The following is a 26,329-nucleotide window of genomic DNA, read 5'->3' on the forward strand; positions in this document are numbered from 1 at the left end:
TCCTCTCGTCAGCAGTGCGCTGCTGAGTTACCCGTTGTTCGTCGTGCCAGAATTCAAAACTAGAAAGGCAAGGTAACTTATGTCGGTAGAACTGCTGGTAAACGTCACCCCCTCCGAAACCCGGGTCGCCCTGGTCGAGAACGGTCTGCTGCAGGAAGTGCATGTGGAGCGTCAGGCCAAGCGCGGCATCGTGGGCAACATCTACAAGGGCAAGATCAGCCGCGTGCTGCCCGGCATGCAGGCCGCCTTCGTCGACATCGGCATGGACAAGGCCGCCTTTCTGCACGCCTCCGACATCGTCCCCCATACCGAGTGCGTGGCGATCAAGGAGAAGGAGCAGTTCCAGGCCGGCAACATCGCCGAACTGGTGCGCCAGGGGCAGGACATCATGGTACAGGTGGTCAAAGACCCGCTCGGTACCAAGGGAGCCCGCCTCACCACCGACATCACCCTGCCATCCCGTTATCTGGTCTTCATGCCGGGCAGTGCCCACGTGGGGGTCTCCCAGCGCATCGAATCCGAGGCGGAGCGCGAGCGCCTCAAGCGCACCGTGGCCGGCTATGTGGACGAACTGGGCGGCTACATCATCCGCACCGCCGCCGAAGGGGTGGGGGAGCAGGAGCTGGAGCAGGACGCCGCCTTCTTGAAGCGCCTGTGGCGCAAGATCCTCGAGCGCAAGCAGAAGTACCCCCCCTGCAAGATCCTCTACGAGGATCCCAGCCTGGCGTTCAGGGTGGTGCGTGACTTCGTCGGTGCCGAGCTCGACAAGATCCGGGTCGACTCGCGCCAGAGCTTCGATCAGCTCAAGCGCTTCACCGAGGAGTACGTGCCCGAGCTTGCCAACAAGCTGGAGTACTACACCGGCGAGTCGCCGATCTTCGATCTCTACGACGTGGAGAACGAGATCCAGCGGGCCCTGGAGCGCAAGGTGGAGCTCAAATCCGGCGGCTATCTCATCATCGACCAGACCGAAGCCATGACCACGGTGGACATCAACACCGGGGCCTTCGTCGGCCATCGCAATCTGGAAGAGACCATCTTCAACACCAACGTCGAGGCCACCGCCGCCATCGCCCGTCACCTGCGCCTGCGCAACCTCGGCGGCATCATCATCATCGACTTCATCGACATGCAGTCCGAGGATCACCGTCGTCGGGTGCTGCACAGCCTGGAGCTGGCGCTGGCCAAGGACAGGGCCAAGACCAACGTCAACGGTTTCTCCCAGCTCGGGCTGGTGGAGATGACCCGCAAGCGCACCCGGGAGAGCCTGGAGCACGTGCTCTGCGCCGAGTGCCCCGAGTGCAAGGGGCGCGGCCGGGTCAAGACGGTGGAGTCGGTCTGCTTCGAGATCCTGCGGGAGATCATCCGGGTCAACCGCGCCTACGACGCGGATCAGTTCACCGTCTATGCGGCCCCCTCGGTGGCCGATTACCTGCGGGGGGAGGAGTCCCACAGTCTGGCGGAGCTGGAAGTCTTCATCGGCAAGCAGGTCAGGGTGGTCTCCGAGCCGCTCTGTGGGCAGGAACAGTTCGATGTGGTGATGATGTAATTGGTCTATCGCTGGCTGAGTCGGGGCTGGTTGGCCCTCGGAGTCTTCTTCGTGCTGCTGGCCGTTCTGGTCAGCGTGGTACGACTGGGCGGCCCTTTGCTCAACCAGCACCGGGCGGCCGTGATAGGGACCCTGCTCGGAGAGAGTCAGCTCGAGGTGAGCGTGGATCACGTCGGGCTGGAGTGGACTCCCCGCGGCCCGGCCATCGGGCTGGAAGGACTGGCCATCGCCCCCGATTCGGGGCGTTTCTCCCTGCGCCTTGGCAAGGTGTGGGCCCACCTCGACTTCTGGCGCTCCCTCAACGAACTCAGACCGGTGTTTGGCCAGTTGATCCTGAGCGACGGCAACATCGCGCTGGACATGACCCAGCCCGCCACCCCCGTCAGCGGGAAGAGCGCGAACCAGCAGGAGGCCCTGCTGCGCTTCCTGCTGACCCAGCTCTCCACCTTCGACATTCACGACACTCGCCTGAGCCTCACCACGGCACTGGGGGAGGTGCGCGCCCTCGACATCGCCCAGTTGCGCTGGCAGAACCGCGGCAAGCGGCATCAGGGGGTCGGCAAGGCCTATCTCATCAACGGGGTGGGAGAGAGCACCCTGGACCTCATCATCGATGTGGATGCCCCCGAGGTGCGGCTCGACCGCCTCAAGGGCCAGCTCTATCTGGGGGCCAGCGAGCTGGACATCAGACCCATGCTGGCCCGGATCCACGCCGGCGCGCCGCCGGTGAGCGGCCAGCTCGACTTCCAGCTGTGGAGCGAGTTCGAGAAGGGCAGGCTCGGCAACTCCCTGCTGGCCTTTGGCAACAACCACCTGATCTGGAAGGACGAGATCAAGGGAGAGCCGCACCGCCTCGACCTGCAGGGGGGCAAGATCCAGCTGCGCCGGGACGGCGAGGCGTGGCAGCTCGCCAGCCACGACGTCATCTTCAAGCTCGATGGCGCCACCTGGCTGCACAGCCGCCTGCAGCTCGAGCGCATCGGCTCGCGCATCCAGGGCTATGTGCCCGCCATCGATCTCGACCAGATTGCCAACTTGAGCCAGTTGGTCTCCGGCCTCTATCCCGCGCTGACCGAGACCCTCAAGCGCACCCGGCCAAGGGGCCAGTTGCAGGAGCTGGTCCTGCAGGCCGACGGGGACTGGCAGGGGCTCTCTGTGCAGGGGCAACTGCGCGGCTTCGGGACCCGGGCCTGGCATGATGTGCCCGGTCTGCAAAAGCTGGACGGTGACTTCTGGCTGACCCCGAACGGGGGGCGTGCCCGCCTGACCCTGGGCAAGGGCAAGGTGGATCCGGCCCGCCACTTCAAGGAACCCATCCCGGTGGACAGCCTGAGTGCGGCCCTCGACTGGTGGCGGGCGCCGCAAGGCTGGGTGCTCTATGGCCAGGACATTGCCCTGGACAACCCGGATCTGCGCCTCGCCAGCCGCTTTCGCCTCGAGCTGTTCGAGCACCCCTTCCTCGCCCTGACCGGGCGCATCGACGTCAAGAACGCGGCCCATGCGGATCGCTACTACCCCCTGGCGGTGATGGATGAGGGGCTGGTGAGCTACCTGAGCGGCGCCATCAAGGGGGGCAAGGCCAAGGGGGCCGACCTGCTCTGGTACGGCGAATTCCGTGACTTCCCCTACGACAACGGCAAGGGCGTCTTCCAGGTGGCGGTGCCGCTGCAACAGGCCACCTACGAGTTTTTCCCGGGCTGGCAGCCGCTGACCGACCTGCAGATCGATCTGCTGTTCCAGAACGCCAGCCTCGACATGAACAGCCGCGCCACCCAGCTCGGCAAGGCCAGCTCCGACTCGGTGCACGCCTGGATCCCGGACCTCTATCCGGGGGCCCACCTCTACGTGGATGCCAAGGTTGAGGGCGAGGGCAAGGCCATCAGCGACTATTTGCAGGACTCGCCGCTGGGGGGATCCGTCGGTCAGGCGCTGCGGGAGGTGGAGATCCGCGGCCCCATGAAGGGTACGGTGAAGCTCGACATACCGCTGGATGGCGAGGGGGAGGTCAAGGCCAGCGGGGAAGCCAGCTTCAAGGACAACAAGGTGAGGATCGCCTCCCTGGATCTGCCCCTCGACGGGGTCGCAGGGACGCTCGAGTATGACAACGAGCAGACGCGCATTCACAACCTCAAGGCCAGCCTGTGGAACCAGCCGCTGACCCTGGATTATCAGGGGCGGCAACTGCCCCACGGCTATCAGGCCGACCTCAAGTTCCAGGGGCAGTGGGACAGCCGCCGCCAGCGCCGGGACATACCGGCCCTCGAGATGCTCCAGGGGCGCAGCAACTGGTCCGGTACCCTGGGGCTGACCCTGCCCGAGAACAAGGCGTTCAGCTTCCAGCTGGCGCTGGACTCCAACCTGCAGGGCATGGGGCTGGATCTGCCCGTGCCCCTGACCAAGGCGGCGGGTACCCGGCTGCCCCTCAAGGTGACGGCCCGTGGGCGGGATGGCAGCGCCGACATCCGCGCCGTGCTGGGGGCGGACATCGACATGCAGAGCCGCCTGGTGTACGGCGACGGCGTCCCCTACCTCAGCCGGGTGCGGGTCAACATCGGCCAGCCCGGGGCGCGGGTGATGCAGGACAAGCCCATGCTGCTCGCCATCAACCAGCAGCAGGCGGACGTGGCCGGCTGGCTGGCTCGTCTCAAGCAGTGGCTGCCGGCCGGTTCGGCGCCGAGTGACAATGCGGTGGTGGGCCCCTCTTTCTTGCCCCAGGAGTGGTGGGTAGATGGCCAGCTGGCCCGTGCCGACATCGGCAGTGCCAGCCTCAAGGCGGTGCACTTCACCCTGGGGCCGGTGAACCAGGCCACCGAGGTGATGATCGACAGCCCCGACGTGATGGGGGTGGTGCGGGTGCCGGTGGCCGATGGGCGCCCCATCGATGCCAAGTTTGCCCGCATCTACTGGTCCGGCAAGGGGACCGATCTCAGCCCGGATCCCGATGAGCGCCAGGACAGGGCCATCATGAATGCCATTCCCTGGCTCACCTTCAGTTGCGTGGATTGCCGCTTCGGCGAGCTGCCCCTGGGTGAGGTGAAGGGGGAGCTGCTGCCCGGGGCCAACCGGCTGGATCTCAAGGGACTGGAGATGCGCCTGGCGGGCAGCACCCTGCGCGGCAGCGCCGAGTGGCTGGCCCGTGGCAGCCAGATGCAGACCCGTGCCAGGGTGAACCTCGAGACCCGCAACAGCGAGCTGCTGCTCAAGCGGCTCGGCTACACCTCGCCCATCGGGGATGCCCCGGGCAAGCTGGCGCTGGATCTGAACTGGCGTGACGTGCCCTACCGCCTGAGCCTGCCGACTCTGGCGGGCAGTGCCGACTACCAGCTGGAGGGAGGCACCCTGCGGGAGGTCAACGACAAGGGGGCCCGGCTGCTCTCCCTGCTGAGCCTCGACTCCCTGATGCGCAAGCTGCGCCTCGATTTTCGCGATGTGTTCGACAAGGGCTTCTATTTCGAGTCCATGTCCGCCTCCGCCAAGGTCAATCAGGGGGTGGTGGAGAACAACGACTTCTACATGAAGGGCGCCGCGGGCAACCTGCGGGGCAAGGGCATCGCGGATCTGGTGCGCTGGCGGCTCGACTTTGATCTGAGCTTCTCCCCCAACCTGGGCGGCACCCTGCCGGTGGTGGCGGCCTTCTCCCTGACCCCCATCACCGGGCTCTATGTGCTGGCCCTCTCCAAGCTGCTGGAGCCTGTGGTGGACGTGGTGACCCGCATCGATTTTCGGGTCTCCGGCCCGCTGGACGCCCCCAGGCTGGTGGAGGCGGGGCGGGATCGCGCCCGCATCAAGCTCAACCAGCACCAGAAGGATGCGGTGGATGCGGTGGCGCCCGGCCTGCCCGCCAAGGAGGTCACCCCCTTCCTGCTCGATCCCAAGCATCAGGGCTCGGGTCAGCGTTGAGGGCATACACCGGGCTGGGGGACTTTCCCCCGGCCGCCAAACCCCTCATAGTGCGGATATTGCCCCGCGAGCCGAGAAGGCCTTGTGTCACCGGCTCGCCCAACAGAAGGAGCGCGTCATGTGGCTAGCCGCCATGCAGTTGATTTCGGGTCGTACCTGGCAGGATAACCGGGAGCGGATCGCCGCCGAGCTGGCGAGTCTGCCCGGGGAGCGCCCCTTGCTGGTGCTGCTGCCGGAAAACTTCGCCCTCTTTGGCGAGCGGCAGGGGTATCTGGACGGGGCAGAGCCATTGGGAAATGGCCCAATCCAGCAGCAACTCTCTGATTGGGCCAAATCCCACGGCATCTGGCTGGTGGCCGGGGCCATGCCCACCGCCATCGCCGGTGCCGACCACATCCACACCAGTACCCTGGTGTTCGATCCCGACGGCGAGCTCAAGGGGCACTACCACAAGATCCACCTGTTCGACGTGGACGTGGCGGACAATCACGGCCGCTACCGGGAGTCGGAGACCTTCAGCCCGGGTGATCAGCCTGTGTTGGTGGACTCCCCCTTTGGTCCCCTCGGCCTTTCTATCTGTTATGATCTGCGCTTTCCCGAGCTGTACCGCCAGTTGGCCCGGGCCGGTGCCCGGGTGCTGCTGGTGCCTGCCGCCTTTACCGCCGTCACCGGCGAGGCGCACTGGGAGCCCCTGCTGCGGGCCCGTGCCATCGAGAACCAGTGCTACGTGGTGGCCGCCAACCAGGGGGGCACCCACGAGACAGGGCGTCAGACCTGGGGCCACAGCATGGTGATCGACCCCTGGGGCCGGGTGCTGGCCTGTCGGGCGTCGGGGCAGGGCACTGTGCTGGCGCCGCTGGATGGGGCCCTGGTCGATGAATTGAAACGCACCATGCCGGTGCTGCAACACGCCCGCCTGCTGTGAGCCCGCGGCCGTGGATTTAACCGTTACGACATCTCGCATGAGAGTGGAGAGAAAGATTTGAGTCTATTGAGCCAGGTTAGTGCCTCCCTGTTGGCCCCGAACGATCTCGACGAAGGGCGGCTGCAACAGCTGCTCGGCAGCCTGATGAGCCATCAGGTGGAGTTCGGCGACCTCTATTTCCAGCGCAGCTGGCACGAGTCCTGGATGCTGGAGGACGGCATCGTCAAGGATGGCAGCTACAACATCGATCAGGGGGTGGGGGTGCGCGCCGTCAGCGGCGAGAAGACCGGTTTCGCCTACTCGGACGAGCTGAGCCTGCTGGCGCTGCAACAGTCGGTGACTGCCGCTCGCGGCATCGCCGCCGCCGGTGCGCAGGGCAAGGTAAAAGCATGGGCTCGCACCGAAGCAAACCTGCTCTACCCGGCGCTGGATCCCCTGCAGACCCTCGACAAGCAGCAGAAAATTGCCCTGCTGGAGCAGATGGACAAGTTCGCCAGAAGTCTGGATCCCGCCATCAATCAGGTGATGGCCTCCATCAGCGGGGTCTATGAAGAGATCCTGGTGGCCGCCACCGATGGCACCCTGGCCGCTGACGTGCGCCCCCTGGTGCGGCTGTCTGTGACCGTCATCGCCGAGAAGGGGGATCGCCGTGAGCGCGGCAGCGCGGGGGGCGGTGGCCGCTTCGGTTACGACCATTTCCTCGAGCTGGACGGGCTCGAGAGCCGGGCGTTTGGCTATGTGCGCGAAGCGGTGCGCCAGGCCCTGGTCAACCTGGAGGCCATCGACGCCCCGGCCGGCACCATGCCGGTGGTGCTCGGTGCCGGCTGGCCCGGTGTGCTGCTGCACGAGGCGGTGGGTCACGGTCTGGAAGGGGACTTCAACCGCAAGGGCTCCTCCGCCTTTGCCGGGCGCATCGGCGAGCAGGTGGCTTCCAAACACTGCACCATCGTCGATGACGGCACCCTGCCGGGTCGGCGCGGCTCCGTCTCCATCGACGACGAGGGGACGCCGGGGGGCTACAACGTGCTGATCGAGAACGGCATTCTCAAGGGTTACCTGCAGGACAAGCAGAACGCCCGTCTGATGGGCGTGCCGCTCACCGGCAATGGCCGCCGTGAATCCTACGCCGCCCTGCCGATGCCGCGCATGACCAACACCTACATGCTGGCGGGTCAGTATGATCCGGCGGAGATCATCGCCTCGGTGAAGAAGGGCATTTACGCCCCCAACTTCGGTGGCGGCCAGGTGGACATCACCTCCGGCAAGTTCGTCTTCTCCGCCTCCGAGGCCTACCTCATCGAGGATGGCAGGATCACCGCGCCCATCAAGGGGGCGACTCTGATCGGCAACGGCCCCGAGGCGATGAGCCAGGTTTCCATGGTGGGCCGTGATCTCGCGCTGGATCGCGGGGTCGGGGTCTGCGGCAAGGAGGGGCAGAGCGTGCCGGTCGGCGTCGGCCAGCCCACCCTCAAGCTGGATCAGCTCACCGTGGGCGGCACCCAGTAAGGTCACACACCTTTGTAAACCCCGGCCCGGCGCCGGGGTTTTTATTGGAACGCGCAAGCAATAAAAAGCCCCGGCAGGCGCCGGGGCTGGGAAAGGGGTCGGGTCAGTTGACCGAAATGGCGCGGGCGTCGATGAAGAAGCGGGCGTGGCCGTGGTCATCCACCCTTATCTGGGCGAGCAGGCGATCCTTTCGCTTGAACTCCCATCCTGTCTTGATCCGGGTCAGCGCGGGGCTGGCGGCACCGACCACATTCAGATACTCATGAAACAGGCTGTAGCTTCCAATCTCGGTCAGCATCTTTTCCATTTGCATATCTCCTCAAGTAATGGGCTCAGCACATGCCACGCTAGCGGCAACCTTCTGAACCCTGCCTGTACAAAAACCAGACTACCCCATCAAGATGAAGGCAATATGATCAGGCGCAAGATCAGGAGGGATTTGCACGAAAAATGACACCGTTTTCAATCAGGGCTGGCGCGGCACGGCGAGATGATCGAGGGCGGTGGATCCGGCATGGGACGGCAAGGCGGCAGCGGGTTGTTCCATCACCTGACCATGGAAGACGGGATCCTGCGCCACCTCCTTGACGCCGTTGATGCAGAACTGCATACCCATGCACACCAGCAGGAAACCCATGATGCGTGTCATGGCGTCGATGCCGGTGGCACCCAGGATCTTGCACACGGGATCTGCCAGCTTGAGCACACCCCAGCTGATCAGGCTCATCAGGGCGAAGGCGGTGACCATGGCGGCATAGATGACGACGCGATCGGTCTCGGCCGGCAGCTCGGCGATCTGGGCCGCGCCGCTGATCACCAGCGCCATGGTGCCGGGTCCGCACATGCTGGGCATGGTCAGGGGCACGAAGGCGATATTCTGGTTGGCCTCGACCCCGGCAGACTGGTTTGGCGAGGGGAACAGCATGCGAAAGCCGATGAAGGCGATGATGAGGCCACCGGCCAGGCGCAGGCCGGGAATGGAGATCCCGAACAGATCCAGGATGGAGGATCCGATGAAGAAGCTGACGCACAGGGTGGCGAACAGATAAAGGGCGGCCATGTTGATCTGGCGGCGAATGTGCTCGCGGGACATGCCCTTGCTCAGTCCCAGCAGCAGGGTGGCCGTGGTGGGCGGGTTGACCATGGGCAGCAGGGCCAGCAAGGCGAGAAAGATGACCTGGAAGAACATAGTGGACCTCGGGCAGGTGGACGGATTGGGGTGAGCGGGCGGGTCGCCACCTGGTCGATGATATCCGCAAAGAACAAGCCCCGACAGTGCGGGGCTTGCTTGGGAAGGATCAGGCGGCCTGCGGGGTGGCCTGGCGTTGGCCGCGCTGGCGCAGCCAGAGCCAGATGCCGAGCACGAAACCGAGGGCGGCCAGGCTGACCACATAGTGGGAGGGGGCCAGCACGTCCTCCTTCATCCAGAGGGTGACCAGCATGGGGGTGAGGCCACCGAAGATGGCGTAGGCCACGTTGTAGGAGAACGACAGCCCGGAGAAGCGCACCACCGGCGGGAAGGCATTGACCATGACGTAGGGCACGGCGCCGACGATCCCCACCGCAAAGCCAGCCAGCATGTAGAGGGGCACCAGCTGATCCGTGCCGGCTGCCAGGCTGTGGTAGAAGGTATAAGTGGCGCCGGCCAGCAGCAGGGAGCCCAGGATGAAGGTAGGGCCGCTGCCGATGGCATCGATCAGGCGACCATAGACGATGCAGCCCAGGGTGAGGGCGACGATGGCCAGGGAGTTGGCGGTCAGGGCATCGGCCGGGCTGATGCCGTGCACCTTCTGCAGATAGGTCGGGGTCATCAGGATCACCACCACTATGCCGGCGGAGAGCAGCCAGGTCAGCAGCATGGAGACGACGACGCTGCCCTTGTGTTCACGCAGCACCGTCTTGAGGGGCAGCTCCTCGGCCAGGGACTTGTTGGCCTGCATCTCTGCGAAGACCGGAGTCTCGTGCAGCCAGCGGCGCAGGTACATGGCGACGATGCCGAACACGCCGCCGAGCACGAAGGCCAGACGCCAGCCCCAGTCGCTCACATCGCCCGGGCTCATGCCACGGTTGATGGCGGTCGCCACCAGGGAGCCGAGCAGGATGCCGGCGGTCAGCCCCGCGGTGAGGGTGCCGCAGGCGACACCGACCCGGCGGGCGGGCACGTGTTCGGCCACGAAGACCCAGGCACCGGGGACCTCCCCGCCGATGGCGGCCCCTTGCAGGATCCGCAGCAGCAGCAACAGCAGGGGGGCGGCGATGCCGAGCACGGCGTAGGTGGGCAGCAGGCCGATCAGCAAGGTCGGCAAGGCCATCAGGATGATGCTGAGGGTGAACATCCGCTTGCGGCCGATGAGATCGCCAAAGTGGGCCATGATGATGCCCCCCAGGGGACGAGCCAGGTAGCCGGCGGCGAAGATGCCGAAGGTCTGGAACTGGCGCAGCCACTCGGGAATGTCGGCCGGGAAGAAGAGCTCGCCGATGACCACGGCGAAGAAGACGAAGATGATGAAGTCGTAGAATTCGAGGGCGCCGCCCAGCGCCGCCAGGCTCAGGGTTTTGTAATCCTGTCGATTGAGGGGGCGACCGTGGTCGTGCGATGTGCTGACTTTACTCATATCCTTATGTTTCCCATCGTTTTTTTAGTTATTCTCCCCGGTGTGCTGCGGGGATACGCTCACCCACGAGGGTATGCTTTTGTGTCCCGCAATGTAAATCGCACAATTCGCAACACTGTCTTGCAGCACGGTGCGGCAAGTAGCTGGAGAGATCATGACGAAGAAAAAGGTACTGCTCTCCTGGAGCAGCGGAAAAGACAGCGCCTGGGCCTTGCATCGCCTGCGCCAGGATCCGGCCATCGAGGTGGTGGGGCTGTTCACCACCCTCAACCAGGCGTTCGAACGGGTGGCCATGCACGGGGTGCGCAAGCAGTTGCTGCTGGCACAGGCTGAGTGTGTGGGCTTGCCGCTGACCACCATCGACCTGCCCTGGCCCTGCAGCAACGAGGAGTATGGGCGCATCATGACGGGCTTCATCGCCGATGTGCAGGCCAAGGACATTTACCACATGGCGTTCGGGGATCTCTTTCTTGAGGATGTGCGCGCCTATCGGGAGCGGCAACTGGCGGGGACCGGCATCACGCCGCTCTTCCCGCTCTGGGGCAGCGACACGACCGAGCTGGCGCAGGCGATGATCGACGCCGGGCTCAAGGCCAGGGTCTGTACCCTGGATCCGGGCAAGCTGGACGCCGGGTTAGGTGGTCATGAATTCGGCCCGGCCTTGCTGGCTGCCCTGCCCGCCGGGGTGGATCCCTGCGGCGAGAACGGGGAGTTCCACACCCTGGCCTGGGACGGCCCCATGTTCCTGCATCCCTTGCCCATCCGGGTGGGGGAGACGGTGCTGCGGGACGGCTTCGTCTTTACCGATCTGCTGCCCGCCACCGCCTAGTCGCGATTGGACTCCCGCTCGCCCTTGTCGTCGTTGTAACGCAGGGCGATCTCGTGGAACTGCTGGTGGATACGGGCAAAGGCGTCCGTGATGTCGGGGTCGAAGTGATTGCCTCGTCCCGCCAGTATGATCGGCACCACCTCCTGGTGGGACATGGCAGCCTTGTAGCAGCGCTTGCTGATGAGGGCGTCGTACACGTCGGCCAGCGCCATCAAGCGGGCCGAGAGCGGGATCTCGTCACCGTGCAGGCCATAGGGATAGCCGGTGCCGTCCCACTTTTCGTGGTGGTAGCAGGCGATCTCCTTGGCCAGTCGCAGAAATTCCACCTCTACCCCCAGCGCCTCCTCGGCATGGACGATGGCCTCCTTGCCGAGAATGGAGTGGTGCTTCATCTGGGCAAACTCGTCCGCATCCAGCTTGCCAGGCTTGAGCAGGATCCGGTCTGGCACGCCGACCTTGCCGATGTCGTGCAGCGGGGCCGATTTGAACAGCAGATCGATGGTCTTGGGGGTCAGCTCTGCACGAAAGCGGGCATGCTCGCAGAGGGTCTCCGCCAGCAGCCGCACATAGTGCTGGGTGCGCAGGATATGGTTGCCGGTCTCGTTGTCGCGGGTTTCGGCAAGAGAGGCGAGGGAGTGGATGGTGATGTTCTGGATCAGTTCGTTCTCCCGGGTGCGCCGCTCCACCTCCTGCTCCAGAAAGGCGTTCTGGTCGTGCAGCAGATCCCGCGCCGCTTTCAGCTCCAGGTGGTTTCTGACCCGGGCCAGCACGATGGCGGGGGTGATCGGCTTGTGGATGTAGTCGACGGCTCCCAGCGCCAGGCCGTGCGCCTCCGCACTCTCCTCCACCTTGGCGGTCAGGAAGATCACCGGGATCTCCCGCACCTGCGGCATCTCCTGCAGCGCCTGCATCACCTGATAGCCGTCCATCTGGGGCATCACCACGTCGAGCAGGATCAGATCCACCCGGGTGCCGGCCGAGAGGATCTCCAGTGCCCGCTGGCCGCTGATGGCGACCTTGACCCGGTAGTGGGGGCTGAGCAGGGCGCTGAGCAGGGAGAGGTTCTCCGGTGTGTCATCGACCACCAGCAGGGTGGGTTTGGTATCGGGATCCAGCAAGTTGAGCATGATGGCGCCTCACTCTTGGTTGAACAGATCGGGTCTGAGGGCCCGGACTTGTTGCAGATATGCCAGGGCATCGGCGAAGCGAAAACGGGTCATGGCATCGTGCATGGCCGGTGCTGCCTCGCCCAGCAGGGGAGCGAGCCTGGCCTGATTGCGCTGGAACAGGATGAAGGCTTCCGCATCGTCTTCCAGCAGCAGCTCGGTCAGCTGGTGCAGCAGGGGGGCCAGCTCGGCGGGGGTAGCCTCCGGCAAGCCGGGGGTGGCAGGGGCCGGCAGCAGTGTCAGCAGGCTGGCGGCCAGTTGCTGCTGCTGTTGCAGCCCCAGCTCGGCCAGCGGCAGCAGGCTGGTGGCATCGTCTCCCCGGGCGAGGGCGCTCTCCAGCCGGGCCGAGACATCCTGCAGCGACCCGGCCCCCAGCGTTGCGGCTATGCCCTTGAGGGTATGGGCCTGTCGATGCGCTTCTTCCCGGTCATTCGCCTGCAGGGCGGCCAGCAGGGTTTCCATCGGCTGACTCCCCTGGCGGGCGAAACGTTGCAGCAGATCCCGATACCACTCCCAGTTATGCATCAATCGTTGCAGGGCTGGCTCGGCGTTGAGCCCGATCGCCTGCAGCTGTGGCAGCAAGGCGGTGGCGGGTGATGCGTGTGAGGCAGTGAGCGTGCTGTTGACCTCGCGGCTGAAGGAGGTTGCCCAGCGCTGCAGGGCCGCATACAGCCTGTCGGGGTCGATGGGCTTGGCAATGTGATCGTCCATCCCGGCAGCGAGGCAGCGTTCGCGGTCACCGGCCATGACGTTGGCCGTCATCGCCAGGATCGGGGTGTGTTGCCCGATGTCTTCCCGCTCGCGCAACAGCCGGGTGGCGGCCAGGCCATCCATCACCGGCATCTGCATGTCCATCAGGATCAGGTCGTAGTGGGTCTGGGCCACCATCTCCAGCGCGATGGCACCATTGCCGGCGATGCTGACATCGGCACCGACCGCCCGCAGCAGCTCCAGCGCGACTTGCTGATTGAGCTCGTTGTCTTCCGCCAGCAGGATCCTGAGTCCGTCGAAGCGGTAGCGATGGGCCACCTGCGGTGGTTTGAAGGTGAGTGAACTGGTTTGCTGGCCAAACAGGCCGATGACGGTATCGAACAGCACGGAGGCGCATACGGGCTTGACCAGCACCCGATCAAAGCCGGCGGCATCGGCCTGGCGAAAGACCTCTTCCCGTCCGTAGCCGGTCACCATGACCCGATAGGGACGCGGGCCCATGCCGCGGGCGATGAGGCGGCGACCGGTCTCGATGCCATCCAGCCCCGGCATGTGCCAGTCCAGCAATACCACTTCGTAAGGCTGTCCCTCCTGCTCGGCGCCGGCGATCATCTGCAGTGCCTGCTGGCCCGACTCGGCGGTGTCCACCACAAAGCTCATGCTGCGCAGCAGGGCGGCCATGATGGTGCGGGCGCTGGCACTGTCGTCGGCCACCAGCATGCGGCGCCCGCGCAGATCCAGGCTCGGCAGATAGCGGGATCTGCGCCTGCCCCTACCGAGTCGGGCGGTAAACCAGAAGGTGCTGCCCTGGCCTGGTTCGCTCTGTACCCCCACCTCGCCGCCCATCAGCTCCGCCAGTTTGCGGGAGATGGCGAGGCCGAGGCCGGTGCCGCCATACTTGCGGGTGGTGGAGCTGTCCGCCTGCTGGAATGACTGGAACAGCCGCTGCTGCTGCTCCTGGCTCATGCCGATCCCGGTGTCCTGTACCGAGCAGTGCAGCAACACCTCCTGGGGTTGTTTCTCCAGGCAGCTGACCTTGACCAGGATCTCCCCCTGCTCGGTGAACTTGACGGCGTTGTTGGCGTAGTTGATCAGGATCTGGCCGAGGCGAAGGGGATCGCCATAGAGCAGGGTGTCGAGCTGGTGATCGACCTCGAACAGCAGCTCTATGCCCTTGGCTTCCGCCTTTTCACCCACCAGGGTGGCCAGATTCTCCAGTACATGGTCGAGATCGAATTCGATCCGCTCCAGATCCAGCTTGCCGGCCTCGATCTTGGAGAAGTCGAGGATGTCGTTGATGATGCCGAGCAGATGCTGGGCCGAACGCTGGATCTTGCTGACATAGTCGAACTGCTGCGGATCGAGCCGGGTCTGCAGGGCGAGATGGGACATGCCGAGGATGGCGTTCATGGGGGTGCGGATCTCGTGGCTCATGTTGGCGAGAAAATCGCTCTTGGCCCGGGTTGCGCCCTCCGCCAGCTCATAGGCCACTTCCAGCTCCTGGTTCTTGGCCTGCATCACCGCAAACAGCTCGTCCCGGGTCGGTTCTGCGAACTGCTGCTGCATCTGTTGCAGCAGCAGTTCATCGGGCCCGCGGGGCAGGCGGTAGACCAGGGCGATGGCGTTGTCCGCGTGCGCGACCAATCGGATGCCACATGATTGGCGGCCGTCCGGCTCGGGGGGGATGGGGGCGTCAGCCGAGAGCGAGAGCCACAACTCCTGTGTGCTAGGCTCCAGCCACAACTGCAGTTGCAGCGGCTCAGCGTTTGCCACCAGCTGGCGTACCAGCTCGGAGGTGGCGCCCGCCAGCGGTGCCACGAAGGTGGGAGTTCCGTCGAGGCAGGTGAGTACCTGGATCACCTTGCGCCGGGCGGTGAGTGCCGCCGCCGGGCCTGACAGCAGGGTTTCGCCGATCAGTTGCCGCATCTAGTCCTCCTTTCCTGCCAGCACGCGCAGCACGATGCAGCTGGCATCGTCGGTGCTGCGGCCACTGTGGGCGATCACCTGGCGTGCCAGCTGGGCGGGCTCGGCGGCCAGATCCAGTGTACCGTCGCGCAGGTTGAGGGATTCGCTGATACCGTCCGAATAGAGCATCACCACGTCCCCCGCGACGAGTGGCTGGCGCTGCAGCAAGGGGGTGGGGAAGCGCTCTCCCAGCACCCCGTCGCGGGAGATGCCGCGCCAAGGCTCGTGGCCGCGCAGGCAGATGCGGGTATTGCCGATGCCGGCATAGCTCAGCTCACCCCGTTCGCCGTTGACCAGGGCCACGCCGGCGGCGGCGCCCCGGGTACCGATGCAGTGTTGGTGCAGCAGTTGCAACAGGCGGGCCGGTTCCTGCTCGCGGGTTTGCTGCAGCGCCGCCTCCAGCACCTGTACCAGCTTGTTGGCCGAGGCGCCGTGGCCGCTCACGTCGATCAGGATCAGCGATACCCCCTCCGGCCCCGGCCGGATGAAGGCCAGATCACCGGAGACCCGTTCCGGATAGCAGGGGCGGTTCTCGCTGGCCCATGCCAGTTGCAGGCCGGCGTGCAGCTGGCCGGCACAGGCGAGGGGGGGGATTGGCCTGGATACCAGAGGGGCCGCGCCCAGCCACTTGCGGGCCTGCACCAGAGTTCCCCCTTCCGGCGGGGTGCTGATGGTGAGTTCCGACATCATGCGGCGCACGCCGGGCAGGCCTAGCCCCAGGGTGCCCGAGGTGCTGTAGTGATCCTGCATGGCCTGATGCACATCCCCAATGCCGGGGCCCTGATCGCGGGCGACGATGTCGATGCAGGGACGCCCGCTGGGATGGTGGAGGGTGAGGGTGATCTCTCCCCGCTCGGCGTATTTCAGAATGTTGCTGCCAAGCTCGGAGACCACGGTGGAGAGCATGGCGCGGTCCACCTCGGACAGGTTGGCGATGAAGGGGAGGCGGCGTACCGCCATCACCATCAGGTGCAGGTCGATGTCGTGGCGCAGCGGGTAGCTGGCTTCTTGAAGGCTCTGTTCCAACTGCATGATGCGCTACTCCTCATCCTTGAGCGTCCTGCGAACATGGGCGAAGGCATCATCCATGTCGAGAAAGCAGCGCAGCGGCCCGGGCTCGGCATCGGCCAGCGCCAGGAAGGCGGCGATCCCTGCATTGAGCCCAACCAGCAGGCAGACGGCACCGAGCAGGCGGCACACCTCAGCCAGTTTGCGTACCTGCCTGAATTCGTGGTGATCGAGCAGCATGACCCCGGAGAAGTCGAGCAGTACCGCGTGCTGGCGGCCCAGCATCAGCCGCTGGGAGAGGGCCTGCATCAGTTGCTGCATGCCCTCGTCACCGAGGTCGGGGCGCATGCTGACCACGATGCAGTCGGCCACGTCGGCGATGCCCAGATCATTGTTGAGCAGCATGCATCTCTCCTGGAGGCCTAGAGGGTGGATCCGACCCGCTTGAGGGCGATCTCGAAGGCATCCCGCAGGGTCGCCGTGGTGCGGATGTCGCCGACAGAGACCCCCAGCTCCACCATGGTGCGGGCGATGGCCGGCGAGACGCCGGAGATGATGGCCTCGCACCCCATGAACTGGGTCGCCTTGGTGATCTTGATCAGCTGGTTGGCGACGCCGGTATCCACGGTGGCGACTCCGGCGATGTCCAGCACGAAGACCCGGGCCCGGGTCTCGGCAATCTTGGTGAGCGATTTGTTCATCACGTCGGCGGTACGCATGGAATCGATGATCCCCACCAGCGGCAGCAGCAGGATCCCGTCCCAGATGGGGGTGACCGGGGTCGACATCTCCTGCAGCGACTTGTGCAGCTCCTCGCGCACCCTGGCGGCCTCTTCCGCCTCCTCCATGGCGCGCTTGAGCTGGTGATGCTGTTCTACTTGGGCTGTGATGTCGGTGGCAAACTTGACGATCTTGCTGGGCTTGCCGGTGAGATCCAGCACCGGGTTGTAGGAGCCCTGGATCCAGATCTCTTCACCCTGTTTGCCGATTCGGCAGAACTCTCCCGCCAGGAATTCACCGCGGCGCAGGGTTTCCCAGAAGGTGCGATAGTCGGCCGACTGGGCGTAGTCGGGATCGACCAGCAGCCTGTGGTGCTGGCCCTTCAGCTCTTCCAGCTGATAGCCCACTGTCTCCAGGAAGCGGGCATTGGCATCGAGGATGATGCCATCCAGTGAAAACTCCACCTTGCCCATGACCCGGCTCAGGGCGTTGAGCTGCCCCTCGAAGTTGGCGTTCAGCTGCTTCTGTTCGGTCAGGTCCATGGTGTATTCGATGACCTGAACCAGCGCGCCCTGTTCGTCCAGCAGGGGGCTGCAACTGCCTCGCAGCCATATGTCCCGCCCCTGCCGATCCCGGCGGCGAAACTCTCCCTCCTGTGCCTGCCCCGTTCGCAGCGCCTGCCAACGGGCGGCCTCGTTGGCGGATTCTGCTGCCTCCGCGGGGAACAGCATGCTGTAGTGCTGACCCTTGAGCTCGGCCAGCTGGTATCCCATGATGGCGAGAAAGCGGGGGTTGGCATCCAGAATCAATCCGTCTGGCGCGATCTCGAGCCGGGCCATCAGCTGGTCGACGGCCTCCAGTCTGGCCTGGGATGAAGCGGGAGTGACAGTATTCGAATGGGCAGCTGCGGTGTGCACGTCCATGGCATCTCCGGTAAATGGTGCAATTGATTTGAATGCCATTAGAAGGCGTACAGCAGTTATAGCCCACCGGGGCGAGAGCGGGGGACAAGAAGTGCCGAAAGAGCCTGCTGGTGGGTGAGACTTGGGCCTGGGGAGTTCGTCATGAACATCTTATATCGGGACTAATGTCCTTATCGCCCCGCTTTGCCCTGGCTGCCGCCAGCCTGACCCTGCCCGCCGTGGCAGTCGAAATCCCGGCCAGCCCCGCCGGTGTCATTGCGGTGAGCCTGGCCCAGCAGGCCCCCCTTCACTGGGTGTCGATGACGCAGATTGCCAGGAGCCTGGATGGGCTGCCGCCGATGGCGGTGGGTTTCGACATCGATGACACCCTGTTCTTCTCCAGCCCGGGGTGCTATCGCGGCAAGAAGGCGTTCTCCCCCAATGGTGAGAGCTGCCTGAAGAATCCGGCCTTCTGGGAGAAGATGAGCAACGGCTGGGACGCGTTCAGCGTGCCGAAAGAGGTGGGCAAGGCGCTCATCGCCATGCACTTCCCGCGCGGCGATCACATCTACTTCGTCACCGGCCGTTCGGCCAACTCCACCTACTTGCCGCTGCCGCATGGGAGGAGGAGGTGAGCGTCAACTCCCTGTACTGAGATTCCCATGCATGGCAAAAGGGCCGGATCCTGTCAGGTTCCGGCCCTTCTTTTGGGCGTCTAGCGGGCGGCGAAGGTGTCGCAACTGGCGGGCTTGCCGCTGTCAAAACCGCGTTTGAACCAGGCGAGGCGCTGGGCCGAGGTGCCGTGGGTGAAGCTGTCGGGAACGACCCGGCCCTGACCTTGCTGCTGCAACCTGTCGTCGCCGATGGCCTGGGCGGCATTGAGCGCCTCTTCCAGATCGCCGCGTTCCAGCACCTGCTCTTTTTCCATGTAGTGGCCCCAGACCCCGGCGAAGCAGTCCGCCTGCAGTTCGAGCTTGACCGACAACCGGTTCTGGGCAACCTGGCTCAGTCCCTGTTGCTGCTGGCGCACCTTGGTGGAGATACCGAGCAGGTTCTGCACGTGGTGGCCCACCTCGTGGGCGATCACATAGCCCTGGGCGAAGTCGCCGTCGGCCCCCAGCTTGTCGCGCATGTCCTGATAGAAGGAGAGATCGATGTAGACGGTGCTGTCGGCCGGACAGTAGAAGGGCCCCATCACCGACTGCCCCTGGCCGCAGCCGGTGCGGGTCGCACCGCGATAGAGCACCAGTCTGGGGGCCTGATAGTGGTTGCCGCTTTGCTGGAACATCTCACCCCAGGCGTCCTCCGTGGAGGCGAGCATCACCGAGGTGAAGCGGGCGAGGGGATCGTTGGCAGCCTGGGACGAGTTCTGACGCTGGGGCTGGCTCTGCGGGGCCGGATCCTGCAGCAGGGGGCCGAGGTCCACGCCGTAGTACCCCGCCACCATGACCACCACCAGCAGGATAAGGCGCCCCTTGCCGCCGATGGGCAGGCCGCGACCCCCGTTGCCGCCGCCTTGCTGGCGTCGGTCTTCCACATTGTTGCTCTCACGGCGATCTTGCCAGCGCATATCCCCATACTCCCGTCATTGGTGGTGGCAGTAATGATAATGGCTGGCGCCGGGGCTTGCCTAATCGGCCCGGGTCATTCGGCCCAGGGCATCTCGGGCAGGCTGTCGAGAAACTCGCCGTAACGGACGAGGTTGAAGGGGCCCTGTTCGGCTTCCATGGTCATGAGTTCGGCGCCCAGGGCGCAGGCGATGTATTGCAGCGCCTCTTCCCGCGGGGTGCCCTTCATCACCAGGCGCATCAGGGTCGCTTTCACCTGGAGGGGGTGGCCGTCGGCGAGCTGGTTCTCCACCATCTCCAGCAGTGTCTCTTCATCAAAAAATTCGGGGGTATCGGTCATGGCCGTTCTCCTGCCTGTTCCATGGGGTGGGCAGTATAGCGGGGACGCGGCTCCCGGGGGCGAAAATATCCTCCGGGTCTTGCCAAGGAAGCGGGGCGGGAGCAGTCTTGGACACTCTCTCTGCCGAACGAGCCCATGTCATGATCCTCTCCGAGCGCCTGGAACTGCGCGAACTGACCATTGTCGATGCCCCCTTCATTCTCGAACTGCTCAACGATGGTGATTTTCACCGCTACATCGGCGATCGCGGGGTGCGTACCCTGGCGGATGCCGAAAACTATATCCAGCAGGGGCCTGCGGTCAGTTATGCCCGCCACGGTCACGGACTCTATCTGGTGGTGCGGCGGGAAGACGGGGCCAGGCTCGGCATCTGCGGTCTGATCAAGCGCGATACCCTGCCCTGTGAAGACATCGGCTATGCCTTCCTGCCCGCCTGGCGCGGCCAGGGCTATGCCATCGAGGCCGCGCGGGCGGCCATGGCAGATGGCCGTGAACGGCTCGGTATCGAGCGGGTGGTCGCCATCGTCACCCCGGGCAATGAGCGCTCGGTCCGGCTACTCGCCAAGCTGGGGCTGAGTCAGGGCAAACGGGTCAGGCTGGGAGCTGGCGAGGAGGAGTGCCTGCTGCTGGAGGCGCCGGACAAGGAGACTTGCGGGGTCTAGCCACCGCTCTGGGAGCGGGGCCATGCAGACTATGACGTCAGGCAAGGAGGCCGCCGTGAGTTGCGGCCTGTCTGCATCGGGCGCTGCCGGTGGGCAGGCAAGGTCAGTTGAGCTCTTCGATGGAGAACTCGCCGGCGATGCCATCACAGGAGATGGCGAAGCCGCCGCTGAAGCGGGTGCTGAACTGGATCAGGAACGCATCGTCGTCGTGTTCTTGCACGGGCAGGTTGATGGGTTTGCTGCGACGCAGGGGTTTGCGGATCTGTACGTGTTTCATCATGGTATTTCTCTATATAAATTAAGTGTTTGCTCCTTGTATTGGCAAATGTCAGGTCAATGGGCGCGGTCAGCACGATGGCGGACGAGCGCGCAGGAATACCCAGCCCGGTTCAGGGGCGTCTGCACTTTCAAGGAAGGCGCCAAGGACCACGCGGATGCATGATGCTACTTGGGAGTGGGCAGATCGGGTCTGCACCGTGAGAGCCGGGCAACGCAGGCAGACAGCCTGAACGGTTCTCAAGGCGAGTAAATCAGAAGAAGGTTATGCGGGTACTGGCAGGATTCATCGTGAGGTGAAGCATTGCGAACATAATCAGGGCTGATTAACTAGCCGGCGCGCATTCTCTCCTAGAAATGTGTAAAAAGCAAACACTAATTGTGCGTTCACCCAGTCATTCCCTGTTTTTCACTGCCACGGGGACGGCAAAAGGGCTCCCGAGGGAGCCCTTTTCATTGCCGGTCAGGGACGGGCTCAGGCGTCGCCGCAGGCCTTCTTGGCGGCGGTGATCATGGGGGTAATGGTCATGCCCTGTACCACGATGGAGAACATCACCACCGAGTAGGTCATCACCAGGATCACCTGGCGCAGATCGACGTTGTGCTCCGGGATCATCATGACACCGGATGGCAGGGCCAGGGCCATGGCCATGGCCAGGCCGCCACGCAGGCCGCCCCAGGTGAGGATGCGCACCGAGAAGGTGTTGTAGCTGCGGAACTTGCGGAACGCCACATAGGGCAGGGAGACGCTGATGAAGCGTGCGGCCAGGCAGAGCGGCACCGCGATGACCAGCAGGATCCAGTCGCGCCAGGCCAGATCCAGCAGCACCAGTGCCAGACCGATCAGCAGGAACAGCAGGGCGTTGAGGAACTGATCCATCAACTCCCAGAAGTGATCCAGGTGGTGCTGGCTCTGCTCGGAGAAGCCGGAATGACGGGTCCAGTTGCCGATCATGATGCCGGTCACCACCATGGCCAGGGCGCCGGAGACGCCGATCATGTTGGCGAAGGCGAAGCCCGCGGTCGGGATGCAGAGGGTCAGCAGCAGCTCCAGGGAGCCGTCGTCGGTGGCGCTGATCATCACGTGGGCGATGAGACCCAGCACGGCCCCGAACAGGATGCCGCCGAGAGCCTCATGCAGGAACAGACCGGCCACGCTGCCGAAGGTGGGCTCCACACCGCCAAAGGCCACGGCAAACACGGTAGCGAAGATGACGAGGCCAACACCGTCGTTGAACAGGGATTCCCCTTCGATCTGGATGGCGATCTGGGGTGGCGCCTTCATCTTCTTGACGATGGCCAGTACGGCAATCGGGTCAGTGGGGGAGATCAGCGCGCCGAACAGCATGCAGTAGACCAGCGGCACATCCCAGCCCAGCAGCTTGGCGATGAACCAGAAGCCGTAGCCGATGAGGAAGGTGGAGAGCAGGGTGGCGGCTATGGCCAGAATGGTGATTTCCCACTTCTGGCTACGCAGCGCCTTGAGGTTGATGCCAAGCCCGCCGGCGAACAGCAGGAAGCCCAGGATCCCCTTCAACAGGAAGTTCTGGAAGTCGATGCTCTCCATGGTCTTGATGGCGAGAGGCTCCAGATTGAACCAACCCAGTTTGCCAAACAGCACCAGCAGCGCGGAGATCAGCATGGAGCCCGCAGTGATGGCGATGGTGGTCTGGATCTTCACAACATACTGGTTGGCAAAGGCGATGAAGATCGCCAACGCTGCCAGGAAGCAGAGTGTGTAGTAGACGCTCATAGTTATTTTTCTCTTTGGTAAACAGCAAGCACGTATCCCTCTTGAGGACGGGCATAGGGTACTCCCGGGTTAGATCATGCTCATTACCTATTTATGGTTATATTTAATCGTCATCACGGACAGATAGACGGCTAGATTTCCATTTAATTTGATTGCTGCTAGGATGGGCATCACGCAGTTGCATGGATGTAAGGGGTACGAGCGGTGTCGAGCAGAGAGTCGAACAAGAAAGCGGATGTCACAGCCAGGCTGGAAGCCTGTCTCAAGGAGCGGATCCTGATCATCGACGGGGCCATGGGCACCATGATCCAGGGTTACAAACTCGGTGAGGCGGACTATCGGGGGGAGCGGTTTGCCGACTGGCATACCGACATCAAGGGCAACAACGACCTGCTGGTGTTGAGCCGTCCCGCCGTTATTCGCGAGATCCACGACCAGTATTGTGCCGCCGGGGCCGACATCCTCGAGACCAACACCTTCAACGCCACCCGCATCGCCATGGCGGACTACGAGATGGAAGCGCTCTCGGCCGAGATAAACCGGGAGGCGGCCCGCCTGGCCCGCGCCGTGGCGGACGAGTGGACCGCCAAGGACCCGGCGAAACCGCGCTTTGTGGCAGGGGTCCTGGGTCCCACCAACCGTACCGCCTCCATCTCGCCGGACGTGAACGACCCGGGCAAGCGCAACGTCACCTATGACGAGCTGGTGGCCGCCTACACCGAATCGACCCACGCCCTCATCGAGGGCGGTGCCGACATCATCCTGATCGAGACCATCTTCGACACCCTCAACGCCAAGGCGGCCGCCTTCGCGGTGGACCTGGTGTTCGAGGAGCTGGGTTACAGCCTGCCGGTGATGATCTCCGGCACCATCACGGACGCCTCCGGTCGTACTCTCTCGGGCCAGACCACCGAGGCCTTCTACCACTCCCTTCGCCACGTCAAACCGGTCTCCTTCGGCCTCAACTGTGCGCTGGGGCCGGACGAGCTGCGCCAATACGTGGAGGAGCTGTCCCGCATCAGCGAGACCCATGTCAGCGCCCACCCCAACGCCGGTCTGCCCAATGCGTTTGGCGAGTACGATCTGGACGCGGTCGAGATGGCGGAGCATATCCGCGAGTGGGCTTCGAGCGGCTTTCTCAACCTGGTGGGCGGCTGCTGCGGCACCACCCCGACCCACATCCGCGCCATGGCGGACGCCGTGGCGGGCATCACACCCCGCGCCCTGCCGGATCTGCCGGTGGCCTGTCGGTTGTCGGGCCTGGAGCCTCTCATCATCACGGCGGACTCCATGTTCGTGAACGTGGGTGAGCGGACCAACGTCACCGGCTCGGCCAAGTTCAAGCGCTTGATAAAAGAAGGGCTCTACGACGAGGCCTTGGATGTGGCCAAGCAGCAGGTGGAAAACGGCGCCCAGATCATCGACATCAACATGGATGAGGGGATGCTGGACGCCGAGGCGGCCATGGTGCGCTTCCTGAACCTCATCGCCGGGGAACCGGACATCGCCCGGGTGCCGGTGATGATCGACTCCTCCAAGTGGGAGGTGCTGGAGGCGGGCCTCAAGTGCGTGCAGGGCAAGCCGGTGGTCAACTCCATCTCCATGAAGGAGGGGGAGGACAAATTCATCGAGCAGGCGAAACTGCTGCGCCGCTACGGCGCCGCCGTCATCGTCATGGCGTTCGACGAGGTGGGCCAGGCCGATACCCGGGCCCGCAAGTTCGAGATCTGCCAGCGCGCCTACCGCATTCTGGTGGACCGCGTCGGCTTCCCGCCGGAAGACATCATCTTCGACCCCAACATCTTCGCGGTGGCGACCGGCATCGACGAGCACAACAACTACGCGGTGGACTTCATCGAGGCGGTGAAGGACATCAAAACGCACCTGCCCCACGCCATGATCTCCGGCGGCGTCTCCAACGTCTCCTTCTCCTTCCGTGGCAACGAGCCGGTGCGCGAAGCCATCCACGCTGTCTTCCTCTACCACGCCATCAGGAACGGCATGGACATGGGGATCGTCAACGCGGGCCAGCTTGCCATCTACGAAGACATCCCGGCCGAGCTCAAAGAGAAGGTCGAGGCGGTGGTGCTGAACCTCAACGACAACGCCACCGAGGCGCTGCTGGCCATCGCAGAGAAGTATCGCGGCGCGGGTGCCCAGGCGGAGGATCCGCGGGATCAGGAGTGGCGCAGCTGGCCGGTGGGCAAGCGGCTCGAACACGCCCTGGTCAAGGGGATCACTGATTTCATCGAGGAGGATACCGAGGAGGCGCGCGCCCAGGCCGAGAAGCCGCTGCACGTCATCGAGGGGCCGCTGATGGATGGCATGAACGTGGTGGGAGATCTGTTCGGCGCCGGCAAGATGTTCCTGCCCCAGGTGGTGAAGTCGGCCCGGGTGATGAAGCGGGCGGTGGCCTACCTGCAGCCCTACATCGAGGCGGAGAAGTCCGGCGGTTCCAGCAACGGCAAAATCGTGCTGGCCACCGTCAAGGGCGACGTGCACGACATCGGCAAGAACATCGTCGGGGTGGTGCTCCAGTGCAACAACTTCGAGATCGTGGATCTCGGGGTCATGGTCTCCTGCGAGACCATCCTCAAGACGGCCCGGGAAGTGAACGCCGACATCATCGGCCTGTCGGGCCTCATCACTCCGTCCCTGGACGAGATGGTGCACGTAGCAAAGGAGATGGAGCGTCAGGGGTTCAAGCTGCCGCTGCTCATCGGCGGTGCCACCACTTCCAAGGCCCACACCGCGGTGAAGATAGAGCAGAACTACTCGGAGCCCGTGGTCTATGTCTCCAACGCCTCCCGCGCCGTGGGGGTGGCCCAGAGCCTGCTGAGCCCGGAGCTCAAGCCCGCCTTCGTGGCCCGCATCGACAAGGAGTACGAGATTGCACGGGATCAGCATGCCCGCAAGCAGCCGCGCTCCAAGCCGGTCAGCCTGGCCCATGCCCGGGCCAACCGCCATCAGCTGGACTGGGTCGGTTATGAGCCCCCGGCGCCCCGGGAGCCCGGCGTGCAGACCTTCGAAAACGTGCCCATCTCTGTGCTGCGCCCCTACATCGACTGGACGCCGTTTTTCCTGAGCTGGGAGCTGGCGGGCAAGTTCCCCCGCATTCTGGAGGATGAAGTCGTGGGGGAGGAGGCGACGCGCCTCTACGCCGACGCCAACGCCATGCTGGACCAGCTGGAGAAGGATCAGAGCGTACGCTGCGCCGGCATCGTCGGCCTGTTCCCCGCCAACGCCGTGGGGGACAGCATCGAGGTCTACACCGACGAGTCCCGCACCCAGGTGCGCAAGGTGCTGCACCACCTGCGCCAGCAAAGCGAGAAGCAGGGCTTCCCCAACTACTGTCTGGCGGACTATGTGGCGCCGAAAGAGAGCGGCAAGCCCGACTGGATCGGTGCCTTCGCGGTGACCGGCGGCATCGGCGAGGAGGCCATCGCCAAGGCCTACAAGGCGGACCACGACGACTACAACGCCATTCTCATCCAGGCGGTGTGCGATCGCCTCGCCGAGGCCTTTGCCGAATACCTCCACGAGCAGGTGCGCAAAGTGCACTGGGGCTATGCCCCGGACGAGGCGCTCAGCAACGAGGAACTGATTCGCGAAAATTACCAGGGGATACGTCCGGCGCCGGGCTACCCGGCCTGCCCGGAGCACACCGAGAAGGGGAGCATCTGGGAGTTGCTGGACGTGGAGCAGGCCATCGGCATGCAGCTCACCGAGTCCTACGCCATGTGGCCGGGGGCAGCGGTGTCGGGCTGGTACTTCTCCCACCCCGAGAGCAAATACTTCGCCGTGGCCCAGATCCAGCAGGATCAGGTGGAAGACTACGCCCAGCGCAAGGGGATGACCCTGGCAGAGGCCGAACGCTGGCTGGGGCCCAACCTGCATTGATCCCCGTCTGCCCCGCTTCATGCGGTGCGGGGCA

20 protein-coding genes are annotated in these 26,329 nt (G+C 64.4%); 8 read left to right on the forward strand and 12 right to left on the reverse strand.

All coding sequences use genetic code 11. The features are described from left to right. Positions 1-79 precede the first annotated feature (79 nt). The 4 genes from rng (at position 80) to tldD (ending at position 7,880) form a co-directional block, all read left to right on the forward strand. Positions 80-1,549 carry a ribonuclease G gene (gene rng / locus AB5Y47_RS11055; RefSeq protein ID WP_010672637.1) on the forward strand — a complete coding sequence of 490 codons (1,470 nt, stop codon included), beginning with the start codon at positions 80-82 and terminating at the stop codon, positions 1,547-1,549. Further along, positions 1,550-5,449 carry a YhdP family protein gene (locus AB5Y47_RS11060; RefSeq protein WP_368220234.1) on the forward strand — a complete coding sequence of 1,300 codons (3,900 nt, stop codon included), beginning with the start codon at positions 1,550-1,552 and terminating at the stop codon, positions 5,447-5,449. It begins immediately after the preceding gene. A gap of 118 nt (positions 5,450-5,567) precedes the next feature. Next, complete coding sequence (locus AB5Y47_RS11065) at positions 5,568-6,374, forward strand: carbon-nitrogen hydrolase family protein (RefSeq protein WP_043154366.1); 807 nt, start codon at positions 5,568-5,570, stop codon at positions 6,372-6,374. Between the two features lie 57 nt (positions 6,375-6,431). Further along, on the forward strand, positions 6,432-7,880 hold the full coding sequence (tldD, locus tag AB5Y47_RS11070) for a metalloprotease TldD (RefSeq protein ID WP_041212218.1): 1,449 nt from the start codon (positions 6,432-6,434) through the stop codon (positions 7,878-7,880). Positions 7,881-7,983: 103 nt separating this feature from the next. On the opposite strand, the gene AB5Y47_RS11075 is transcribed toward tldD, so the two are convergent. The 3 genes from AB5Y47_RS11075 to AB5Y47_RS11085 all read right to left on the reverse strand — a co-directional run bounded on the left by AB5Y47_RS11075 (position 7,984) and on the right by AB5Y47_RS11085 (position 10,495). Continuing rightward, positions 7,984-8,187 (reverse strand): hypothetical protein, encoded by a 204-nt coding sequence (locus AB5Y47_RS11075; protein ID WP_041212219.1) that lies wholly within the window; start codon positions 8,185-8,187, stop codon positions 7,984-7,986. A gap of 159 nt (positions 8,188-8,346) precedes the next feature. Further along, entirely contained in the window at positions 8,347-9,069 is a 723-nt protein-coding gene (locus AB5Y47_RS11080) for a MarC family NAAT transporter (protein ID WP_143238170.1), read from the reverse strand. A 109-nt stretch (positions 9,070-9,178) separates the two neighbouring features. Then, positions 9,179-10,495 carry an MFS transporter gene (locus AB5Y47_RS11085; protein WP_039040437.1) on the reverse strand — a complete coding sequence of 439 codons (1,317 nt, stop codon included), beginning with the start codon at positions 10,493-10,495 and terminating at the stop codon, positions 9,179-9,181. A gap of 154 nt (positions 10,496-10,649) precedes the next feature. Between AB5Y47_RS11085 and AB5Y47_RS11090 the strand changes: the two genes are divergently transcribed. Then, positions 10,650-11,324 (forward strand): ATP-binding domain-containing protein, encoded by a 675-nt coding sequence (locus AB5Y47_RS11090; RefSeq protein WP_045522934.1) that lies wholly within the window; start codon positions 10,650-10,652, stop codon positions 11,322-11,324. Here the strand turns inward: AB5Y47_RS11090 and AB5Y47_RS11095 are convergent. From AB5Y47_RS11095 to AB5Y47_RS11115, 5 genes are read right to left on the reverse strand one after another with little or no spacing between them, the layout of a single operon-like run. Then, the gene (locus AB5Y47_RS11095) at positions 11,321-12,451 is read right to left on the reverse strand and encodes an HD-GYP domain-containing protein (protein ID WP_043154351.1); all 1,131 of its coding nucleotides are present in this window, start codon (positions 12,449-12,451) and stop codon (positions 11,321-11,323) included. The two genes, AB5Y47_RS11090 and AB5Y47_RS11095, sit on opposite strands and share 4 nt — an antisense overlap. A gap of 9 nt (positions 12,452-12,460) precedes the next feature. Next, a complete protein-coding gene (locus AB5Y47_RS11100; protein WP_368220235.1) occupies positions 12,461-15,127 on the reverse strand; it encodes a response regulator in 2,667 nt (888 codons plus the stop codon). Further along, positions 15,128-16,198 carry a SpoIIE family protein phosphatase gene (locus AB5Y47_RS11105; RefSeq protein ID WP_368220236.1) on the reverse strand — a complete coding sequence of 357 codons (1,071 nt, stop codon included), beginning with the start codon at positions 16,196-16,198 and terminating at the stop codon, positions 15,128-15,130. Between the two features lie 6 nt (positions 16,199-16,204). Then, the gene (locus AB5Y47_RS11110) at positions 16,205-16,579 is read right to left on the reverse strand and encodes an anti-anti-sigma regulatory factor (RefSeq protein WP_043154645.1); all 375 of its coding nucleotides are present in this window, start codon (positions 16,577-16,579) and stop codon (positions 16,205-16,207) included. A 17-nt stretch (positions 16,580-16,596) separates the two neighbouring features. Next, positions 16,597-17,817: a PAS domain-containing protein gene (locus AB5Y47_RS11115; RefSeq protein ID WP_368220237.1), complete on the reverse strand. Its 1,221-nt coding sequence runs from the start codon at positions 17,815-17,817 to the stop codon at positions 16,597-16,599. Positions 17,818-17,981: 164 nt separating this feature from the next. Here AB5Y47_RS11115 and AB5Y47_RS11120 point away from each other — a divergent pair, with 164 nt between their 5' ends. Continuing rightward, positions 17,982-18,431 (forward strand): HAD family acid phosphatase, encoded by a 450-nt coding sequence (locus AB5Y47_RS11120; RefSeq protein ID WP_368220238.1) that lies wholly within the window; start codon positions 17,982-17,984, stop codon positions 18,429-18,431. Between the two features lie 80 nt (positions 18,432-18,511). Here the strand turns inward: AB5Y47_RS11120 and AB5Y47_RS11125 are convergent, their stop codons facing one another. Continuing rightward, positions 18,512-19,366 carry a neutral zinc metallopeptidase gene (locus AB5Y47_RS11125; protein WP_223919359.1) on the reverse strand — a complete coding sequence of 285 codons (855 nt, stop codon included), beginning with the start codon at positions 19,364-19,366 and terminating at the stop codon, positions 18,512-18,514. A gap of 74 nt (positions 19,367-19,440) precedes the next feature. Further along, positions 19,441-19,704 (reverse strand): hypothetical protein, encoded by a 264-nt coding sequence (locus AB5Y47_RS11130; RefSeq protein WP_368220239.1) that lies wholly within the window; start codon positions 19,702-19,704, stop codon positions 19,441-19,443. 140 nt (positions 19,705-19,844) lie between these two features. Between AB5Y47_RS11130 and AB5Y47_RS11135 the strand changes: the two genes are divergently transcribed. Further along, positions 19,845-20,366: a GNAT family N-acetyltransferase gene (locus tag AB5Y47_RS11135; RefSeq protein WP_010672652.1), complete on the forward strand. Its 522-nt coding sequence runs from the start codon at positions 19,845-19,847 to the stop codon at positions 20,364-20,366. A 103-nt stretch (positions 20,367-20,469) separates the two neighbouring features. On the opposite strand, the gene AB5Y47_RS11140 is transcribed toward AB5Y47_RS11135, so the two are convergent. Further along, positions 20,470-20,646 (reverse strand): hypothetical protein, encoded by a 177-nt coding sequence (locus tag AB5Y47_RS11140; protein ID WP_010672653.1) that lies wholly within the window; start codon positions 20,644-20,646, stop codon positions 20,470-20,472. Between the two features lie 471 nt (positions 20,647-21,117). After that, on the reverse strand, positions 21,118-22,395 hold the full coding sequence (locus AB5Y47_RS11145) for a sodium:proton antiporter (RefSeq protein WP_010672654.1): 1,278 nt from the start codon (positions 22,393-22,395) through the stop codon (positions 21,118-21,120). 204 nt (positions 22,396-22,599) lie between these two features. Here AB5Y47_RS11145 and metH point away from each other — a divergent pair, with 204 nt between their 5' ends. Beyond that, entirely contained in the window at positions 22,600-26,295 is a 3,696-nt protein-coding gene (gene metH, locus AB5Y47_RS11150; RefSeq protein WP_368220240.1) for a methionine synthase, read from the forward strand. The last annotated feature ends 34 nt before the right edge of the window (positions 26,296-26,329 follow it).

This window comes from Aeromonas sp. R7-2 (assembly GCF_040908105.1).
Lineage (GTDB): Bacteria > Pseudomonadota > Gammaproteobacteria > Enterobacterales > Aeromonadaceae > Aeromonas > Aeromonas caviae.

Excerpts from the sequence above, each read along its gene's own strand:
- rng (WP_010672637.1), top strand. The coding sequence starts at position 80 with ATGTCGGTAGAACTGCTGGTAAACGTCACCCCCTCCGAAACCCGGGTC.
- AB5Y47_RS11065 (WP_043154366.1), top strand. The coding sequence starts at position 5,568 with ATGTGGCTAGCCGCCATGCAGTTGATTTCGGGTCGTACCTGGCAGGAT.
- AB5Y47_RS11075 (WP_041212219.1), bottom strand. The coding sequence starts at position 8,187 with ATGGAAAAGATGCTGACCGAGATTGGAAGCTACAGCCTGTTTCATGAG.
- AB5Y47_RS11080 (WP_143238170.1), bottom strand. The coding sequence starts at position 9,069 with ATGTTCTTCCAGGTCATCTTTCTCGCCTTGCTGGCCCTGCTGCCCATG.
- AB5Y47_RS11085 (WP_039040437.1), bottom strand. The coding sequence starts at position 10,495 with ATGAGTAAAGTCAGCACATCGCACGACCACGGTCGCCCCCTCAATCGA.
- AB5Y47_RS11090 (WP_045522934.1), top strand. The coding sequence starts at position 10,650 with ATGACGAAGAAAAAGGTACTGCTCTCCTGGAGCAGCGGAAAAGACAGC.
- AB5Y47_RS11095 (WP_043154351.1), bottom strand. The coding sequence starts at position 12,451 with ATGCTCAACTTGCTGGATCCCGATACCAAACCCACCCTGCTGGTGGTC.
- AB5Y47_RS11100 (WP_368220235.1), bottom strand. The coding sequence starts at position 15,127 with ATGCGGCAACTGATCGGCGAAACCCTGCTGTCAGGCCCGGCGGCGGCA.
- AB5Y47_RS11105 (WP_368220236.1), bottom strand. The coding sequence starts at position 16,198 with ATGCAGTTGGAACAGAGCCTTCAAGAAGCCAGCTACCCGCTGCGCCAC.
- AB5Y47_RS11110 (WP_043154645.1), bottom strand. The coding sequence starts at position 16,579 with ATGCTGCTCAACAATGATCTGGGCATCGCCGACGTGGCCGACTGCATC.
- AB5Y47_RS11115 (WP_368220237.1), bottom strand. The coding sequence starts at position 17,817 with ATGGACGTGCACACCGCAGCTGCCCATTCGAATACTGTCACTCCCGCT.
- AB5Y47_RS11120 (WP_368220238.1), top strand. The coding sequence starts at position 17,982 with ATGTCCTTATCGCCCCGCTTTGCCCTGGCTGCCGCCAGCCTGACCCTG.
- AB5Y47_RS11125 (WP_223919359.1), bottom strand. The coding sequence starts at position 19,366 with ATGCGCTGGCAAGATCGCCGTGAGAGCAACAATGTGGAAGACCGACGC.
- AB5Y47_RS11130 (WP_368220239.1), bottom strand. The coding sequence starts at position 19,704 with ATGACCGATACCCCCGAATTTTTTGATGAAGAGACACTGCTGGAGATG.
- AB5Y47_RS11135 (WP_010672652.1), top strand. The coding sequence starts at position 19,845 with ATGATCCTCTCCGAGCGCCTGGAACTGCGCGAACTGACCATTGTCGAT.
- AB5Y47_RS11140 (WP_010672653.1), bottom strand. The coding sequence starts at position 20,646 with ATGATGAAACACGTACAGATCCGCAAACCCCTGCGTCGCAGCAAACCC.
- AB5Y47_RS11145 (WP_010672654.1), bottom strand. The coding sequence starts at position 22,395 with ATGAGCGTCTACTACACACTCTGCTTCCTGGCAGCGTTGGCGATCTTC.